Source organism: Okeania sp. SIO2C2 (assembly GCF_010692625.1).
Lineage (GTDB): Bacteria > Cyanobacteriota > Cyanobacteriia > Cyanobacteriales > Microcoleaceae > Okeania > Okeania hirsuta.
This window is the reverse complement of the sequence record NZ_JAAHGM010000016.1, coordinates 101,235-118,574: the sequence shown is the minus strand read 5'-3', so window position 1 is coordinate 118,574 and position 17,340 is coordinate 101,235. Positions and strand designations below refer to the sequence as shown.

The 17,340-nt window shown below is 36.4% G+C and carries 18 protein-coding genes; 7 read left to right on the top strand and 11 right to left on the bottom strand.

Annotated features, from left to right (window positions below; all coding sequences use genetic code 11):
* Window positions 1-460: 460 nt before the first annotated feature.
* Window positions 461-1,066, bottom strand: a complete 606-nt coding sequence (locus F6K18_RS15975; RefSeq protein ID WP_287522145.1) for a hypothetical protein — start codon at window positions 1,064-1,066, stop codon at window positions 461-463.
* A gap of 841 nt (window positions 1,067-1,907) precedes the next feature.
* Here F6K18_RS15975 and F6K18_RS15970 point away from each other — a divergent pair.
* Entirely contained in the window at window positions 1,908-3,107 is a 1,200-nt protein-coding gene (locus F6K18_RS15970; protein ID WP_287522143.1) for a ferrochelatase, read from the top strand.
* A gap of 630 nt (window positions 3,108-3,737) precedes the next feature.
* On the opposite strand, the gene F6K18_RS15965 is transcribed toward F6K18_RS15970, so the two are convergent.
* Together F6K18_RS15965 and F6K18_RS15960 are read right to left on the bottom strand one after the other, a co-directional pair.
* Complete coding sequence (locus F6K18_RS15965; protein ID WP_287522141.1) at window positions 3,738-4,214, bottom strand: hypothetical protein; 477 nt, start codon at window positions 4,212-4,214, stop codon at window positions 3,738-3,740.
* Window positions 4,215-4,414: 200 nt separating this feature from the next.
* On the bottom strand, window positions 4,415-4,621 hold the full coding sequence (locus F6K18_RS15960; protein WP_287522139.1) for a hypothetical protein: 207 nt from the start codon (window positions 4,619-4,621) through the stop codon (window positions 4,415-4,417).
* A gap of 392 nt (window positions 4,622-5,013) precedes the next feature.
* Between F6K18_RS15960 and proX the strand changes: the two genes are divergently transcribed.
* Both proX and F6K18_RS15950 read left to right on the top strand, forming a co-directional pair.
* Entirely contained in the window at window positions 5,014-6,030 is a 1,017-nt protein-coding gene (proX, locus tag F6K18_RS15955) for a glycine betaine/L-proline ABC transporter substrate-binding protein ProX (RefSeq protein ID WP_287522138.1), read from the top strand.
* A 466-nt stretch (window positions 6,031-6,496) separates the two neighbouring features.
* A complete protein-coding gene (locus F6K18_RS15950; protein WP_287522137.1) occupies window positions 6,497-6,697 on the top strand; it encodes a hypothetical protein in 201 nt (66 codons plus the stop codon).
* A 154-nt stretch (window positions 6,698-6,851) separates the two neighbouring features.
* Here the strand turns inward: F6K18_RS15950 and serC are convergent, their stop codons facing one another.
* The 4 genes from serC to F6K18_RS15930 form a co-directional block, all read right to left on the bottom strand.
* Window positions 6,852-7,532, bottom strand: a complete 681-nt coding sequence (gene serC, locus F6K18_RS15945) for a 3-phosphoserine/phosphohydroxythreonine transaminase (protein WP_287522189.1) — start codon at window positions 7,530-7,532, stop codon at window positions 6,852-6,854.
* A 74-nt stretch (window positions 7,533-7,606) separates the two neighbouring features.
* Window positions 7,607-8,602, bottom strand: coding sequence for a threo-3-hydroxy-L-aspartate ammonia-lyase (locus F6K18_RS15940; RefSeq protein ID WP_287522136.1), 996 nt, complete (start codon window positions 8,600-8,602; stop codon window positions 7,607-7,609).
* A 662-nt stretch (window positions 8,603-9,264) separates the two neighbouring features.
* Window positions 9,265-9,480, bottom strand: a complete 216-nt coding sequence (locus tag F6K18_RS15935; protein WP_287522135.1) for a hypothetical protein — start codon at window positions 9,478-9,480, stop codon at window positions 9,265-9,267.
* A gap of 6 nt (window positions 9,481-9,486) precedes the next feature.
* Window positions 9,487-10,008, bottom strand: a complete 522-nt coding sequence (locus tag F6K18_RS15930; RefSeq protein WP_287522134.1) for a pentapeptide repeat-containing protein — start codon at window positions 10,006-10,008, stop codon at window positions 9,487-9,489.
* A gap of 75 nt (window positions 10,009-10,083) precedes the next feature.
* Between F6K18_RS15930 and F6K18_RS15925 the strand changes: the two genes are divergently transcribed.
* The 4 genes from F6K18_RS15925 to F6K18_RS15910 all read left to right on the top strand — a co-directional run bounded on the left by F6K18_RS15925 (window position 10,084) and on the right by F6K18_RS15910 (window position 11,213).
* On the top strand, window positions 10,084-10,242 hold the full coding sequence (locus F6K18_RS15925) for a pentapeptide repeat-containing protein (RefSeq protein ID WP_287522188.1): 159 nt from the start codon (window positions 10,084-10,086) through the stop codon (window positions 10,240-10,242).
* A complete protein-coding gene (locus F6K18_RS15920) occupies window positions 10,235-10,555 on the top strand; it encodes a Rid family hydrolase (RefSeq protein WP_287522132.1) in 321 nt (106 codons plus the stop codon). Before F6K18_RS15925 ends, F6K18_RS15920 begins: the two co-directional genes overlap by 8 nt.
* A 122-nt stretch (window positions 10,556-10,677) precedes the next feature.
* Window positions 10,678-10,797, top strand: coding sequence for a Rid family hydrolase (locus tag F6K18_RS15915; RefSeq protein ID WP_287522130.1), 120 nt, complete (start codon window positions 10,678-10,680; stop codon window positions 10,795-10,797).
* A 260-nt stretch (window positions 10,798-11,057) separates the two neighbouring features.
* Complete coding sequence (locus tag F6K18_RS15910) at window positions 11,058-11,213, top strand: hypothetical protein (RefSeq protein ID WP_287522129.1); 156 nt, start codon at window positions 11,058-11,060, stop codon at window positions 11,211-11,213.
* Window positions 11,214-11,819: 606 nt separating this feature from the next.
* On the opposite strand, the gene F6K18_RS15905 is transcribed toward F6K18_RS15910, so the two are convergent.
* From F6K18_RS15905 to F6K18_RS15890, 4 genes are all read right to left on the bottom strand, one after another.
* Window positions 11,820-14,657: a tetratricopeptide repeat protein gene (locus F6K18_RS15905; RefSeq protein ID WP_287522128.1), complete on the bottom strand. Its 2,838-nt coding sequence runs from the start codon at window positions 14,655-14,657 to the stop codon at window positions 11,820-11,822.
* Window positions 14,658-15,463: 806 nt separating this feature from the next.
* A complete protein-coding gene (locus tag F6K18_RS15900) occupies window positions 15,464-15,685 on the bottom strand; it encodes a hypothetical protein (RefSeq protein WP_287522127.1) in 222 nt (73 codons plus the stop codon).
* 661 nt (window positions 15,686-16,346) lie between these two features.
* Window positions 16,347-16,517, bottom strand: a complete 171-nt coding sequence (locus F6K18_RS15895) for a hypothetical protein (RefSeq protein WP_287522125.1) — start codon at window positions 16,515-16,517, stop codon at window positions 16,347-16,349.
* A gap of 378 nt (window positions 16,518-16,895) precedes the next feature.
* Window positions 16,896-17,297 carry a hypothetical protein gene (locus F6K18_RS15890; RefSeq protein ID WP_287522124.1) on the bottom strand — a complete coding sequence of 134 codons (402 nt, stop codon included), beginning with the start codon at window positions 17,295-17,297 and terminating at the stop codon, window positions 16,896-16,898.
* Window positions 17,298-17,340: the final 43 nt, after the last annotated feature.

Genomic DNA, 17,340 nt, shown 5'->3' with positions numbered 1-17,340 from the left:
TCAGTTATCAGTACATCTGCAATAAGGAGGCTTGACATCAGGAATAGTCTCTTTTCTGTTGGTCGATGGTCGGCAAGCGAGGAGACCCGCTCTTATCAGAGCCGCTCCGAAGTACGCCATCCCACCCTACGGGAAGCTCCGAAGATAGAACTCCGTTCCGCTGTCGCGAACGACCGCTTTTTATCCCTTTAAAAAGGGAGGCTTTAGACCACAATTTTTCGGTAATAGGCAATAGGGAATAGATAATAGCGAAAAGAGATTAGTATTAAACTGTACCTCACTATCCGCCCAAAATACTCTCATCACTCAAGTGCTTAATTATCCATATTATTCTCATATTTTAGAGAACAGGAAATAGAAAACAGAGATTGATTGTTTTTCTGAATAATTAAGGAAAAAAAAGAAAAAGAAATCCTTATAGTCAATCCTCTTCTTTTCAAAGAGAGGTAATTATTAATTATTAATTATTAATTATTGAACATACTTCACCATCTGAAAAACTGCTTAATTCTCCATAGTTTTCTAGTATTATTCTGATAAATTCTGCTGCTGTTACTGGTGAAGCTGTTTTTACTTCAATACTGTTTTGATGCAACCACCAACCTGTAGTAGTTTGGGGCGATCGCCAGATTTCCAAATGTTCTACAGATGGATGGGCATAAAAACTCTCATTCACAGTGCCCAAAAGTCCCCAACTCCAATGTGTAAAATGGTCGTGACTCACCTTATATATAGGAAAGTTTCCCTCTACAGGCATTCCCCACCCATCAATAGCAACAAAGGCTTTGACTTGTCCACCCCGTAGTTGCCAACCCCAAGCTGCTCCTACTGCTCCTACTACTCCAGCACTAAAGGCAATAAATAATAGTGGCACATTTTTAGTTAATTGTTTTTTTATGCATAAAAAGTTCAAAATGTCAATAGCAGAATAGGGAGAATAATTTTGTGTGGGACAAATTAACAGCTCTCCAGATTGAGAGAGACTTTGCCAATGGACAAATAGTCCCTCCAAGAATTGCTCAGTTAGCTTTGGGTCGTGCATTCCAGGGCAAATTACTATGGTCATAGTCAAGTCAAAAGTCAAAAGTCAAAAGTTAAAAGTAAGAAGGAAGAAAGTTATAAGTCAGGACTTACACACCAAGCGCCATATCTAGTAGGGGCGAATAGCATTTGCCCTCTACAGATAGCGTTTTATCTAATAATTTGCGTAAGTCCTGAAGTTATAAGTTATAAGTCAAAAGTCAGAATTCAGAAGGAAGAAAGAAGAAGGCTTTAGTTATCTGGGAGAGGACTGAAGGATGGAAAAATCTGGCCTTGTCTGAGTCTTCAGCTTTTTATCAAAATAGTTGGGTCTAATCAGTTATCAGTTATCAGTATAATTGGGTCTAAAACGTCGCCTTTTAAGGCGAAATACAGCGCTTCCCATTGTTATGAGGTACACCCATCGCGGGCAAGATGCCCGCACTACAATATTTTCATCATTTACCCTGTACCTTAATTTGCCCGAAATATGCTGTATTTTTGGAACCTTGCTCCAATCCCCTACTTCCCCTCCTGGGAGGGGGAGGGGCGAGGGGTGGGTTAACTTCTGACTTCGTTAAATGTCCCAAGCAAACCTTGAATATTTTATATAATCTCAATTATTGTAGTACCCATCCCCCCGGAGGGGAGTGTTAAACTAACACCAGAGTCTAATTACTCACTATTACTGTTGCACAGAAACCAATAGTGGTAGGAGTAGGTTCGAGAAAAATGTTTGTTTTTTTTCAATCATATTTCAATCAAACCTATTCTCAAAAAAAGGATTTTTATACTTGTTTTTTTGACCGAGTATAAAGCAATAAATTGTTTCTGTTGTGCATTCTTGTTTCAAGTTAATTAATATTTCTAAAATCAAGGTAAAAAACGTGGTTACTACTCCAGAAAAAATTCAACAATCAACAGTTGCTCCATCCGATAAAAAAGACAGAGTAGCAGTTTTATTAATGGGATATGGTGAAGTAGAAAGTTATGAAGATTTTGCTAACTATAACGAACAAGCTTTAAATTTACTTACTGCTAAATTTGCTCCTGTTCCTACCTGGATATACCCTCCCATTGCCAAATTATTAGCTATTTTTGACTTGCATGAATGGAGTCATCAACATGGCAATTTTATCTCTCCTCATAATGCTATTTTTGAAAGTCAAAGAGCAGGAATTGAAAAAAATCTCCAAGCAAAGTGGGGCGATCGCGTCAAAGTTTTCAAAGCTTTCAACTTCTGCGCTCCCCACTTACCAGAACAAGTATTAACACAAATTAAAACTGAAGGATTTGATAAATTATTGATTTATCCTTTGCTAGTAGTTGATTCTATTTTTACCAGTGGAATTGCTGTAGAACAGGTTAATGAAGCCTTAGTAAAATTAGCAGATAAGACCGAACATTGGATTAAAGGTCAACGTTATATTCCTTCCTTTTATAACGAACCTGATTATATTAATCTAATGGCAAAAATGGTAGAAGAAGAAATTGCTAATGACTTAGCAGTTGCTCATTTACCATCTCAAATTGGCATTGTTTTAACTAATCATGGTTGCCCTCACGAAGCCAAAGGTTTTACTTCTGGAATTGATGAAAGTCAGGCACTTTATGAGTTAGTGCGGGAACGTTTAATTAATCGTTTTCCTTTAATTTCTGTGGGTTGGTTAAACCACGATACCCCACTAATTGACTGGACTCAACCAGATGCTAAAACTGCTGCTAAAAACCTCATAGAATTAGGTGCAACAGCTATTATATTTATGCCTATTGGTTTTGCCACAGAAAATCACGAAACATTATTAGATGTTGAGCATATTATTGAAGCAATACGTCGCAAATATCCAGAAGTAACTTATCGTCAAATGCGTTGTGTAAACGATCGCCCAGAATTTTTGCAGATGGCTGCTGATTGGGCTAATCTTTATATTGAGGAGTTGTTGAGTGAAAATGCTTTAGCTGTTAATCCTTCTTTAGCAGTGGCACAAGCGAAGAAAACTCATAGTCATAGTCACGGTGGGGAGCATGGACATTCCCACGGTCATCATCACCATCACGACCATGACCACCACCATCATCATCATTAGGAAGAATTTAGGAGTCAGAATTTCCTACGGAATGCTCCGCAAACAGAAGTCAGGAGTGAGAATTCAACAAGAAAATTCTGTATGAGCTAAGATTAATAAATTGGTTTAATATCAATTACAAATTATCAGATTAGTTGGTTTTCAATTAGTGGCAGATTTGAAGTCCTGACTTCTTCTTCAAATAATTAATTTTCTAATATTCAACTTTTTAAAGCCTCTCTTTTTTTAAGGGGGGTTTGCTTTATCTGCAAAATTTTTATTTCAAAACTTTCATTTCAAAACTTTCATTTCAAAAACAGGGCAATCGCTACTTTATTTAATTAGTTGAACAGCAGAAAAAGATTTATAGTTGATGATTTTATAGCGGTGGGTCTTTCGGTTTTCCTTATTTCTTTTACTATAATGCAACCTCAAAACCTGAATGCTTACGTCAGAATAATAAACTGTTAGTAAAATAAATATTAAACTACATAGGGTGCGAAGGGTGTTACTTAACGCACGTCTCCCACAGCGTTGTAAATATCGTTATTGTTTACTACTATCAATGTGCTAAAGCAGACATAGAAATATAGTTACAAGTTTCTTTGAGGTGGAGGGTAAAATTTAGTGACAAATTTTCTTGTATCTGGCTCATAAAAACAAAAGTTTCTCTAGTAAACTTACTAATAATAAGGCGATCAAATAAGCAGTACACGCACCTATAGTTATACCCCAACTATTTTTACCCATCAAAGCTCTCACTCCAAGAAAACAACATATTAATACCCATCCTGTTAAAGCAAATATTGTAAATGTAACAGAGTTTGTTAATATCCAGATTATTATTCCAGGAGTAGCTACGAACCCTAAAATAAATCCTCCAAAAGAAATTACATACAAAACAATAGGTATAAATGGAGAAGGAGGTTTAATTGCCTCCAATTTCAACTGGATAGAGTTTACATCTATTGAATCATTCTCATCCACCTTTAAATTTAATTGGAATTGTTTTTCTGTAGAAGTAGATGATGCTTCTGGTAATAACTTTTGAGCTAATATTTTATTAATTAAATCCCAAAATAGAGTTTCTTCTTGTTTTGTCAATCCTTGAATTGTTGAATTATTCATTTTATTGTACCTGATAAAAAATTTATGTAGTAACTACAAAAAATTGCTGCTACTGCACAACCAATTGAAGCAATAGCATATAATCTTTCATCTGGCATTTTGGCGATTACGTCTTCGTTAAGTTTTATGAGACTACCCAAACCAAACAAAAGAGTGGAAAATATGATCGTTAAAAGAAGAATACAAAATACTAAATTTCCTCAATAATTATCTAAACTACCTTGAAAAAAAGTAACCCCAATAGCAGAAGCGGAGATTGTTGTAGAAAAAATGAATAACTCGCCACCTGTTAGAGTTTCATACCACTTCTTATTAATTTTCATGATCTTAATTAAGAGAAAATTAGTTACTATAGGTAATAAAGCTAAAATAATATTAACAAATATCCACAGATTTTTTGCACTCATAATCCTGATAATAGAGACAATGCTAAGTCAAAATAGGATTGGAAAAATATTAATTTCATCGCACCAATGGTTAACTATTTTAAGTTTTACCTAGAGTCTTATACCATTGAGACAAATATTTGCTGTAAATTCCTCTTGCTTCATGTCTTTAAACTCAGTTCCATAATATTTTTTCTCATGTCGAAATAATTAGTGATCGCCTGCGAATTATTGCCAACAAATAATTTTCATTTGTTTGATTAACGCTCTAGTATTAGATTGTAATTTAGTGCATAATTTTTGCCTATGAAAATATAGAATACTTAAGCTTTTATAAAGTTTTTGGATAATCAAATGTTTGAGGATATAGTCTACCTAAATAATCTTTATTATAAGTTAATTAGAACTGTTTAATGAAACAAAAGTTCAGAAAATTTGCTTTAGGAATGACTTTGACAATTTTGTTGATAGGTTTAATTGCCTGTCAATCAAATTCGTCTGTAAAAAAAACTAGAGTTCGTGCTGCCCATAGTAATTGGGTTGAAGAACATTTCCAAACCGAGATTGTGAATATTGGTCTGGAAAAACTTGGTTATCAGATTGAAAAACCGAAAGAAATTGATTACCCTGCTATTTATTTGTCTGTTGCTAATGGAGACCTAGATTATAGTGCGAGCAGCGGTGAAAAAGCACACGAAGAATATTTTAAGAATGCTGGGGGTAAAAAAAAGTTAGAGCGAGTTGGAGTTCTAACTCCTAATTTAGTACAAGGGTATCAAATTGATAAAAAAACTGCTGATAAATATAATATTACTAACCTTGGACAACTTAAAGACCCAAAAATTGCTCAACTATTTGATTCGGATGGTGATGGTAAAGCTAATTTAGTCGGTTGTAATCCGGGTTGGTTTTGTGAACGAATAATCGATCATCAAATCAAAGCTTATGGATTAGAAAATACAGTTGAACACAATAGAGGACAATATATTGTTTTGCTTGCAGATGTTATTAGTCGCTACAAGCAAGGAAAAAGCGTTCTCTACTATGCTTTTAATCCTCACTGGATATCTACAGTCTTAAAACCAGAGCAAGATATAATTTGGTTGGAAGTTCCCTTTACCTCTCTTCCCGAATCCCAGAAAAATCTAACAGAAAAAGATACTACTATAGAAGGTAAAAATCTGGGATTTGCTCTCGATCGCCAGCGAATTTTTGCCAACAAAGAATTTTTAGCAGCTAACCCAGTTGCCAAACGTTGGTTTGAACTGGTTCAAATTCCTGCTGAGGATATGAATCTTGAAAGTCTATATATTAAAGATGGTGAAGATTCTCCAGAGGATATTCGTCGCCATGCTAAGGAGTGGGTGGAAAATAATCAAGAATTGTTTGATCGTTGGTTAGAAGAAGCAAAAAAGGCGGCAGATGTTTGACTTATACTAATAGGACTTACGCACCTGAACGTATTTCCGTCATTGCGACCCATAGGGTTTGCGGAGCATTCCGGAACAGAAAGCAATCTCAAGTCCTAGTTTTTCGTACCTCATACCTAACATCCTGTTGAAGAAGGAGACAGGAGACAGGAGACAGGAGACAGGAGGAAAATTACATGGGGATAGTCAACGAAGGGCTGCTCCGCGTCTACGTTCCCCCAAGTAATTTTGAACACCGTGTAGACGGTGGGGTATTAAACCCACAAAGAAAATGATAATATTAAATTTGGTTCAATAACATCACAATCAATAGACTTGTCGCTTTATAACTTAAAAATCCCCCAAAAACCTTGTTATGTAAGGATTGTAGCTATTGGAAGGCAAAAATGCTGGGAATTATTACTCTGTCTAGGTTAGAGTGATTTTTTCCCTTTATTTAGCGACAACTCTAATAAACTAAAAGACGTTGGTGAAGCGCGTGTATGATATTAATCTTAATTATTTAGGAGTCAACCCACCCCTCGCCCCTCCCCCTTCCAGGAGGGGAATTCAGTTGGACAGAGTCAGGAGGAAAGAAAGAATAAGAAAGAGTAGTAGAAGGAGAAGTTTTTTGTTCGCGCTCTTATCCGGACAGGATATCATACCTCTTTTCACCAACGTCAACTAAAATAATGGGGTTGCACATTAAAGAATGATAATAGATTTTAAACTGTACATATATTGAGGAAAGAATTATCCAAAAATATCTACTTTCGGATTTAATCATCCCTGATTGTGCAACGCCAAAATAATGATGATGAACTTATTGAATCTATGTATGCTCAAGCAGATTTTTGATAATTCGTTTTTTGAGCAAACTTATCCATAAATTCAATCAGATTTTTCACTGCATCTAAAGTGACAGCATTATAAAGACTGACACGATATCCTCCCTTAGTACGATGTCCTGCTACACCAACAAGTCCAGATGCAAACGCTTTCTGAATAAACTGTTCTTCCAAACTTTTCGTCGGTAGTGTAAAAACTACATTCATGCGCGATCTAGAACCTAAATCTACAGGGCAATCAAATAAAGGTGTCGCATCAATAAAATCATAGAGAGCAGAAGATTTTTGCCTATTAATCTTCTCCATTGCTTCCACACCACCAATATCTTCTTCTATCCAGCGCAAAATATGCCACATCATATAGATAGAAAAACAGGGAGGTGTATGATAATTAGACTTGCGTTCGATATGGGTACGATAATCTAAAAGTTCTGGCAGATCGTCCGGACTATTTTCCAAAATACTCTTTCGGATTACAACCGCAGTCACCCCGGAAAGTCCGACATTTTTCTGAGCGTGTGCATATATACAAGCACAGGGAGAAGGATCGATAACCTTACTCAAAAAGTCAGAACTCATATCAGCAACTATGGGAATTGGAACTTCAGGAAAATTGTGAAATTGAGTTCCGACAACAGTATTATTGGTGCTTAGATGCTTTGTTGCACAAAAGATTGTTCAATAGTTAATTTGCTAGTTCTTTTAGCTCCTAAACTTTCAATTTAGTCAATTTATTAATTTATTTACAGTTAATCAAGAAATTTAAATAACTCTCCCACCTGTTTTAAATCCACATTTCCTCCACTAATAATTACTCCAACTCTCACACCAGAAACTTTAACAATACCTTCTAATAAAGCTGCTGCTGCCAATGTTCCAGTGGGTTCTATTACTAATTTCATTCTCTCCCAGATAAAATACATTGTTCTTAAAATTTCCTCCTCTGAAACTGTCACCATATCATCAACATAATTCAAAATTAATGGGAAATTTAACTTCCCTAAATAAGGTGTTCTAGCACCATCAGCAATAGTATTAGGATTAGATACAGTTTGTAGAATTTTAGAATAAAAAGACCGAGTTGCATCATCTGCATTTTTCGGTTCCACGCCAATAACTCGACAGTTTTTTAAGAGATTTTTAGTGGCGATCGCACAACCTGAAAGTAAACCACCTCCACCACAACATACTAATAGTAAATCTATACTTCCTACTTGTTCAATTAATTCTAAAGCAGTTGTACCTTGTCCTGCAATAATATCACAATGATCATAAGGAGGAATAATTATAAAACCTTTTTCTTGAGCAATTTTTTGAGCTAGTTTTTCTCTATTTATTTCATTTACATCATAGAAAATTATCTCTGCTCCATAACCACGAGTAGCCGTTTTTTTTACTTGTGGAGCGTTGTCGGGCATAACTATAGTTGTGGGAATATTTAATAATTTTCCTGCTAAGGCGATCGCTTGAGCATGATTGCCCGAAGAGTAGGTTAAGACTCCCGATTGTTTTTGAGTTTTTGATAGTTGAGATAGAGCATTGTAAGCTCCTCTAAACTTAAATGATCCTGTTCGTTGAAAATTTTCACACTTGAAAAATACTTGACAGTTAGTGAGTTTATTTACAGTTGTTGAAGTTATTACAGGTGTGCGATGAGCCACCGAATATAAACGATTAGCTGCGGCCGTAATATTATTGTAATTAACTACAAAATGATCGGCAGATTTTGAGGAATAAATAGACATATTTTCAGAAAAGATTCAACAATTATAGCAGAATGAAGTAGAAAGAAGGAAGAAGGAAAAATCTGGTTTTATCTAAGTTTTAAGCTTTTTATCTGTCAAATATAGTAATGGCGACTCCTATAACAATTATCATTCATAATTACTTCTCCTTAAAATTAGAGGATTGACTAAAATGATTTTTTTTATTCTTGATGCGTAGAAGCTTTCAAGCTTAATTATTTGGTAAAAAGAAAAAACAAACAAAGAAATTTTAGGTTGAGGAGAGGAATAGGGGATTCTCACAAAGCCTATAATATCAAATTATTTAACCATTCATTACACTATAAACAATTCACTATCTCCAGACCTCATACCAAACTAATTAATCATAATTTGAAGTAATTTTATATTAAGAGTTTGAAGTTTTATTCTTCAACCAAACTTCAACAATTAAGATTATTTGGCAGTCCTGCAACGGTAATGGTATTAGACATCTCCTCCACCCATAGGCAGTAGGCAGCTTTGCTGTAGGCAGTAGGGAACCCACCCCTCGCCCCTCCCCCTCCCAGGAGGGGAAAGAATTGATAATTTATGTGTGAGAATTGATTTGATTTTTGATTTTTACCAGATGTCTATTGATCAAACTTGGGACAAATTACCTAATGATGTCAACTGTTATTACCTCAGCTCCTATTAAAAGAAAGCGGTTGATCTTCGGAGCTTCCCGTAGAGTGGGATGGCGAGGAGACCTCCCCATATCCAATCGACCAAGAGAGAGGATGTATTTCGGTTTCTTTCCTACTCACAGTTTTTTCCGCTCCAGGTCTCCACATCTCCCCATCTCCCCATCTCCCCATCTCCACATATCTCCATTTCCCTCTACCATGAGTATGCACCACTACCGATTATTTTTGGTCTCCCAGACATTGAACTCGTGCTTGAGATAAAATGGGTCTAGGCTGAAATGACTCTAAACCACGGCCATCATAAATAGTTGCTCCATCAGGCATTTTTGCTCCTTCTAATATTACCCCTTCTGTTAAAGCACCCTCGAAAATAGCACCACTTAAATCAGTCTTGCTGAGGTCAGCACCTCTGAGGTCAACTCCACGGAGATTAGCATCTACTAAATTAGACCATTGGAGGTTAGTATTTTGCAGGTTAGCATCAGCTAAGTCAGCACAAGTAAAGTAAGAACCACTAAAATTACTTTTGCTTAAGTCGGCATTTGTTAAGTTAGCTTGTCTAAGTTTTGCACCTCGTCGTCTGATATTACTAAGGTCAGCTCCACTAAGGTCACATCCTTGACAAACTGCTGATGGGTTGTCTAAAAATTTTCGGATATCATTGGCATTTTCTGCTAGAATTGGCGTAGTTAATCCGGCAATTGTTAAAAGGGTAATAGTAATAATTTTTGGCAGTTTCATAGTCTTTAATTTTTATCGATATTTATATCTATTATATGATATTTATATCTATTAAATATTATATAGTGATGTGGCATTGGCTCAGACCTTACTAATGCAAACTTTAAAAAAGCTTCTCTCAAAGAAGTAAATTTAGAAAGGAAAAATTTACAAGGAGCAAATTTGATGGGAGCTGACTTAGAAGGAGCTAATCTGATTAAAGCCAATTTATCTGGTGCTAAAACTTATGGGTAGAAAGTATAAAGATGCAGACTTTACTGATACCATAATGCCGAATGATGAAGAATTTACCAAAGCAGAAACACCAAGCGATAACCAACAAAAAATAGAAACAATCACACCTACTACAATACGCAAAATAATCAAAACCGACAAAGCACCCGAAGCAGTTAGTCCATATAATCAAGCGATCGCTGCCACAGGTCAAATGATTTTTGTATCAGGTCAAATAGCGATCAACACTAGAATCAATCAAATAGTCTATACCGACGATGTAAGTAAACAAACAGAACAAGTAATGATATCAAATCCGGTTAAACAGCCATAGAATGGTTAAGTTAGGAGTCCTCAGGAGTCAGTCCTCAGGAGTCAGGAGGAGAAAGAATTACAAAGATAAGCGTAGTTATGACCATTGAAGAATTTTTTTATGTCCAATTAAACGGATTTGATATGAAAAACCTAGAAGCTATTCTTACAGCAGTAGGTGGAGTTTGCTCAAACGTTGTCAAAACCACCATTTTCCTCAAAGACATCAACGACTTTGCCACAGTTAATATAAAATCCCGTTGAATACTTATTAGACATAGGAGTGGAAATTACACATATAGATTATTTTTTGTGTCTTTTTTCATAAATTTTCTTCCCTTTTGCCTGTTGCCAGATGAGCTGTTGCCTCTCTTGGTGCGCATTCCCTCTCTTGGTCAGCATTCCCTCTCTTGGTTGGCATTCCCTTGCGTCTGACGCCGACGCGGGGTCGCACCGCTGTTGCCTACTTCTGCAAAAAGTCTATTCTTTTTTGGAGATGTCTATTATACCATTTTGATAAATGTTTGCTACAAATAACTAGGGGATTTTTTAGGAGTCAGGAGTCAGGAGTCAGGAGTCGTATGGGAATGGCTTCAATACCACTTTTTAGGTTGGAAATCATCTTTTTTGTCAAAGGGATGTCTCCTGAAAATTATTTTTATCCCTCTTACTATTCGTAACATTCTTTTTTCAAAATGGTATTATTAGGAGACAGGAGACAATTATAGTGGTCAATAGGAGTAAGTAATTGAGTATTTATATCATGTTCGGTTGAATACTTATAAATGACTGTTGTGAGGAGGCCCGAGTCAGGAGTCAGGAGTCAGGAGGAAATATTGGAGAAAAAGAACAAATATTCGTATTGGGGGTATTGATAATTTAAGTATTTGTTTGGTACTGTCGATACCCGGAGTCCTTAAATTTTATTATAACTGATTATCCGCAATTCGTTGTTCCCCCTCCGGGGGAACATGATATTATACTTAATATTTTCCTGAGAATCTGACTGCTGAGAAAGGTCAAATGTAGGAGCTATATAGTATAAATATCTACCTAGTTACGGATTTTTCTACTACTTTTAATGTTACAAATTGAATTGCGGAATGTGAGTTTTAATTAGCGATCAAAAACTTTCTTCTCGTCTTCCTTCTTGACTCCTGATATCATGTCCGGTAGCATAGTTTGTGTATAAAATTAAATCAAAATTGCCAGAAATCCTTCTGCCTTCCCTTCACCAAGGTGTAACTATTTAAGCGGACATGATATGACTCCTGAGTGCAAACAACCTATCGCCAAACCCTAATACAACCATCACCGTCCCCACTCACCAAAAAATCTTCTGCAGGAGAAATTGCTACAGCTAAAACACCCAAAGCATGACCAGTCAAAGTACCCATTTCCAGACCTGTACTCAACTGCCATATTTTCATCATATTATCCGCACCCCCACTCAGCAAAGTATCATCTGGCGAAACTGCTAAACACCAAATACTTTTGTCATGCCCAGTCAAAGTAGCTACTTCCAGACCCGTACTCAACTGCCATAACTTAATAGTGTTGTCATCACTGCCACTCACCAATATTTCACCGTCAGTACTAAACGCAACTGCACTCACATAACCAGAATGCCCCCTGAGAGTTTTAATTTCTTGCCCTGTAGCTAAATGCCAAATCTTTATAGTATTGTCACCACTCCCACTTGCTAACATCTGCCCATCATTGCTAAACGCCACAGACCAAACCCTCTGAGAATGCCCTGTGAGAGTATGAAGTTCGTTACCCGTACTCACCTGCCACAACTTAATTTGGTTATCGTCGCCACCACTAGCTAATATTTGCCCATTGGGACTGAATGCTAAGGACTCAATATCATTGGAATGTCCGCGCAGAGTACGAATCTTTTTGCCTGTACTCAACTGCCATAGTTTGATAGTGTGGTCGTAACTCCCACTAGCTAATATCTCGCCATTAGGGTTAAATGCCACTGACTCCACATCGTCGGAATGTCCTGTAAAAGTAGAAATTTCTTCTCCGGTACTCAACTGCCACAACTTAATAGTGTCATCATAGCTACCACTAGCTAATATTTGTCCGTCTGGACTGATAGCAAGACAACTTACTCCTTCTGAATGTGCCTGAAATTCATTAGTTACAACACAATTTTCTAGTTTATGTTTCTGTTGTTTTGATGTTTTTTGAACGGGTGGAGATACTGGTTTTATTTCTTCTTGTTGTTGGCGTTTTATTTCTGCCACAACTCCCTGGACAATGCCCAAGTTTCGCCGAGCATCTTCACAGTCTGGCTGTAGTTTTAATGCTTGTTGATAGTCAGCGATCGCCTGTTCGTATTGTCCTAATTGATTAAAAGTATCACCTCGTTTATTATAGGCATCTACCCAATTTTCATTGATCTGCAATGCCTGGGTAAAATCATTAATGGCTGCTTGATATTGACCGATTTTTCCATAAACAAAACCACGATTATAATAAGCTTCACCCCAATTTTGATTCAGCTTTATTGCGTGGTCAAAATCACTAATTGCTCCTAGATAATCTTCCTGTTTAAAATTACTTACGGCTCGTTTGTAGCAAATTTCCATTATATTTAACTGCCTAGTTTCACCAATAGCTGTTAAACATTGATTTAATTTATTTACATATTCCAAATCTTCTGCTTTGACTACAGATTCTATGGCTTCCAATAGCAAAATTAATTTGTCTGGATCTGACGACAAACCCCGTGACTTTAACCAATATTTTAAGGAATGTTCAATCTGTGTAATTGCCCAAACTTTATTTTGTAAATTTGCCAAACTTTGAGCTAAATCTAAAGTCAATTCTGGCATCCAAGCAGAACGCTGAATTTCCAGATATTGATAAATTTTTTGATAATAGAAAATCACCGCTTCCATCATCTCATCAACTTCTGGAGATTCTGGTAAATTTTTAATTAAATCGGGTAATAATTCTGGCAAAATAGGAGGGAGATTATATTCAAATAAAAAATATTCATCTGCTACTAAACCAGCAAATATACAATGATAAAGAGTTAAAAATTTCCCTAATTCCTCAAAGTCTTTCTGATTGACAATATAGTTCATATCCAACTCACTAATGTCAATTCCTGCCTTTCTAAATTTTTGCTCTCGCTGTAATTTTTTCAGGTTGATTAAATTATTACCGCCATAAAGTTCATCAATTTTTTTCCCTTTTTCTCCGGTAGCAATTAACTTAGACCTAATTGCTAACCATCGACGCGCCCGGAGTTTCGCAGATTCATATAAAATATCTTGATAAGGCAATCTAGAAATAATAGGGTCGTAACGATATTTCGACCAACCTAAACTCCAATAAGCAATTCTAAAATTGAGATAATTACCATTAACTTCTGATTCTAAAACTAAAGTTGGCTGAGATTTTAATACACCAAATAAAGCTTTAATACTGGCTTCACTATGAAAAGATTTACTTACCCAAGCTCCTGCCAAAAAATCTATTTCTCTGCCTTGAGCTGCATAATTTCTGAAAAATTGTCGCAAACCATCTGCTAAAGTCAGTTCAATATTAGGGAAAAAATTAGGATAATTATTAGCTGCTTCAAGTCTATCAAATACGAGTTTTGGCGGAGCAAAGAAAACTCGCAGAGGCAGAATTTTTTCCTCTGGATCGGAGTTGAGAATATCGGCAGCAACTAACCAAATAGGAGAATTTTCCAATCTTTTTTGTTCTTCTATAATTTGTAGAGAAGTTTCTCGTTGATAGGCAACTAATTCTCGTTGGAGTTCATAGTTTTGTTTGAGTAGTTCTATTTGAATTGCTTTTTCTTGTTCCAACAGCCATCTTGGAAAATCTATATTTGTTTCGAGTCTGGTAGTTTCGGCAATTTGAATAAATGCCTGTAATTCTTGGGAATTATCTTGACTCAGTTTCTCTAAATCAAAGTTATCTTGATTTTGGATATATTCTAGTTTTAATTTTTCTAGTTGAATATTTTCTTTTCGTTTGGCTAAAACGGGATTTTTTGTAGTTACTATATTTGTAGACTTAGCATATTTTTTAAGAGTAACAAAATTGGCTGCTTCTGCCACTGCTTTACTAATTGTTTTCAGAAATTTTAATACCATTTTTTTAGGGGGTAGGGAATTTAAAAGTCAAAAATTCAAAGTCAAAAGTAAGATTTTATCAGCTCAAAACTTTAAAAATATAGTAATTTCAGGAAGTTATTTCATATCTAAAGGTTGAAACTATTTGTGACATATTTAAAGTGAATTTGTATTAGTAAGCTTGACTCTATTATATCAAATACGCTTACTTTGGAGTAGAAGATTCTAAAAGAGGCAAAATTCCAAATTTGGTAGGGGTTTGGTCACAAAACTCCTACGATATTAATTGTACCGATACTACCGGATTTGATATTAGACATCCCCAGAAATTTATTAAACGATGGTGGTACATTGTAATGGTTGTGTATTACCGATAAATAAGGGTTTATATCAAATCCGCTCGGGTTCGGTATAAAAAAAATTTTCATCTTCATCCAAGAGCAAATGTTTCGCGCATTCTCTTCCCTCCTGACTCCTGACTTCCCCTCCTGGGAGGGGGAGGGGCGAGGGGTGGGTTGACTCCTGACTCCTAGATTAACTATCTAATTACACTGATGCTACCGGATTTGATATTAAAGCCTCTTTTAAAGGAGAAAAAAGCGGTTGAGGGATGGCGAGGTCCCCTCGCCATATCCAATCAACCAAGACAGCGGTCGATCTTCGGAGCTTTCCGTAAGGATGGGATGGCGTACTTCGGAGCGGCTCTAATCAGAGCGGGTTTCCTCGCCATATCCAATCGACCAAGAGAAGAAAAAAATTTCCTTTTTAATCAATCCTATCCGTTTTCAATAAGAGGTAATAATTAATTATTAATTGTTAATTATTAATTAGGGCTTGCTGATTAAATCTAAAAGCATTGACATATAAAGACAAGTGCCTTTTTGAGGTCGAAAAAAGTGCCTGGTTTTCAGCTCTTCATGCTCATGCATGGAGAGTATTTTAGGCAAAAGTTGGGCAGAGAAATCATTCTGACAATTCTTACTCCTACCTACTCTAAATTCCCCGTTCCTCCTGTCTCCTGTCTCCTGTCTCCTGTCTCCTACCCTCACCCATAAGACTTTTTCAGCAAACCCTAATTATTGAAACATCTCCAGAAAAGAGGGAGCAGGGAGCAGGGAGCAGGGAGCAGGGAGCAGGGAACCCACCCCTCACCCCTCCCAGGAGGGGAATAATTGATAATTTATCCCCTATTATAATTGATTTGATTTTTTATTATTTTTGTGAGTAATATCATGTCCGCTGGTATCGTTCGTGTAAACCCAAAGGTGAATATCTACAGGAAATTTAAGTTTTTTTCTTGCTCTTAAGTATTCTTGCCTGTTCCCAGTTAAGTGTTCCCAGTTAAGTGTTCCCTACCCTTGCTATACAATACCGATGCTACCGGACATGATATAAAACAGTGGGAGCATCTTGCTCCCGTACTTACCCGACCAAAAAACTTTCTCCTTATACTCGGGGTTTATTCTTCTTTCTTCCCTCCTGACTCAGTCCGACTGAATTCCCCTCCTGGGAGGGGCAGGGGTGGGTTGACTCCTAAGTAATTAAGATTAGTATCATACCCGCGCTTCACCAACGCCTATTTTTGTGAGGAAAACAGTGGGAGCATCTTGCTCCCGTACTCGCGGGCAGGATGCTACCACTGGACATTGATTGTTCCTATCTACCATTACGATGGAGGACTACCCATTATATCATGTTCGGACGGGTCAGTTATAAATAAAATTTAAGGACTGACAGTACCGACGGTATCAAATAAATACTGAAATTGTCTTTACTTTTCTCCAATATTTCCTCTTTTTCTCCAATATTTCCTCCTGACTCCTGACTCCCCCTCCTGGGAGGGGCGAGGGGTGGGTTGACTCCTGACTCCTGAGGACTCACAACATTTATTTATAAGTATTCAACCGCAATTCGTAGCTCCCCCGGAGGGGGAACATGATATTAAACGGTGTTGGTGAATCAAGCTATGAAACCTAAATTTTGCAAAATATAAAATGCTTTTCAGTTAATGTTTATGCCATCGCCATTAAAGCAAAATCATAGCCACGCATCACCAACACCCATTAAACTTATAGGGAGGTAAGCTAAAAATCATTTAGGTTTTATATTCCCTGTTTTCTGTTGCCTGTTGCCTTGAACAAAAATTGGATATATGGTTTAAATGCTTAACAACTTGCCATGGAACATTCCGACATTTTTTTTATGAAATATCTATTTTTTTAAGGGAACAGAGAAATTTACTAAAGTTTACTTCAACTACTATAATTTTTGCTGTAAATATTTGCACCAATTAAAAGCTAAATCAATATCTGTAAACGGAATTTGGATATTTTTAGAATCAGAAAAAATCAACTCCAAAACTACTTTACCTTGACCTGGTAAATTTTCCGGATCTACTACCTTATTATTAACTAATAATTGTAGCGAAATCACATCTGACAAAGAAAAGGTTTCCAAATTAACAGGTCCCTTACGTGTAGGTTTTCCCCAAGTTATACTTTCACCATTTTGACCCAATACTGCATAAATATCATATTTAGCTTTCTCAAAAGATTCTGCCCAAGCACGGTAAGATTCCAACTTTTGATACTCATTCCAACCTGCCCAAGCTAACCAGATAAACACACCCAATAGGGGCAACCACAATAAACCTCTTTCCATATTAACCTTTAGATTTTCTAGTTATCTTTTCTTAATTTTAGAA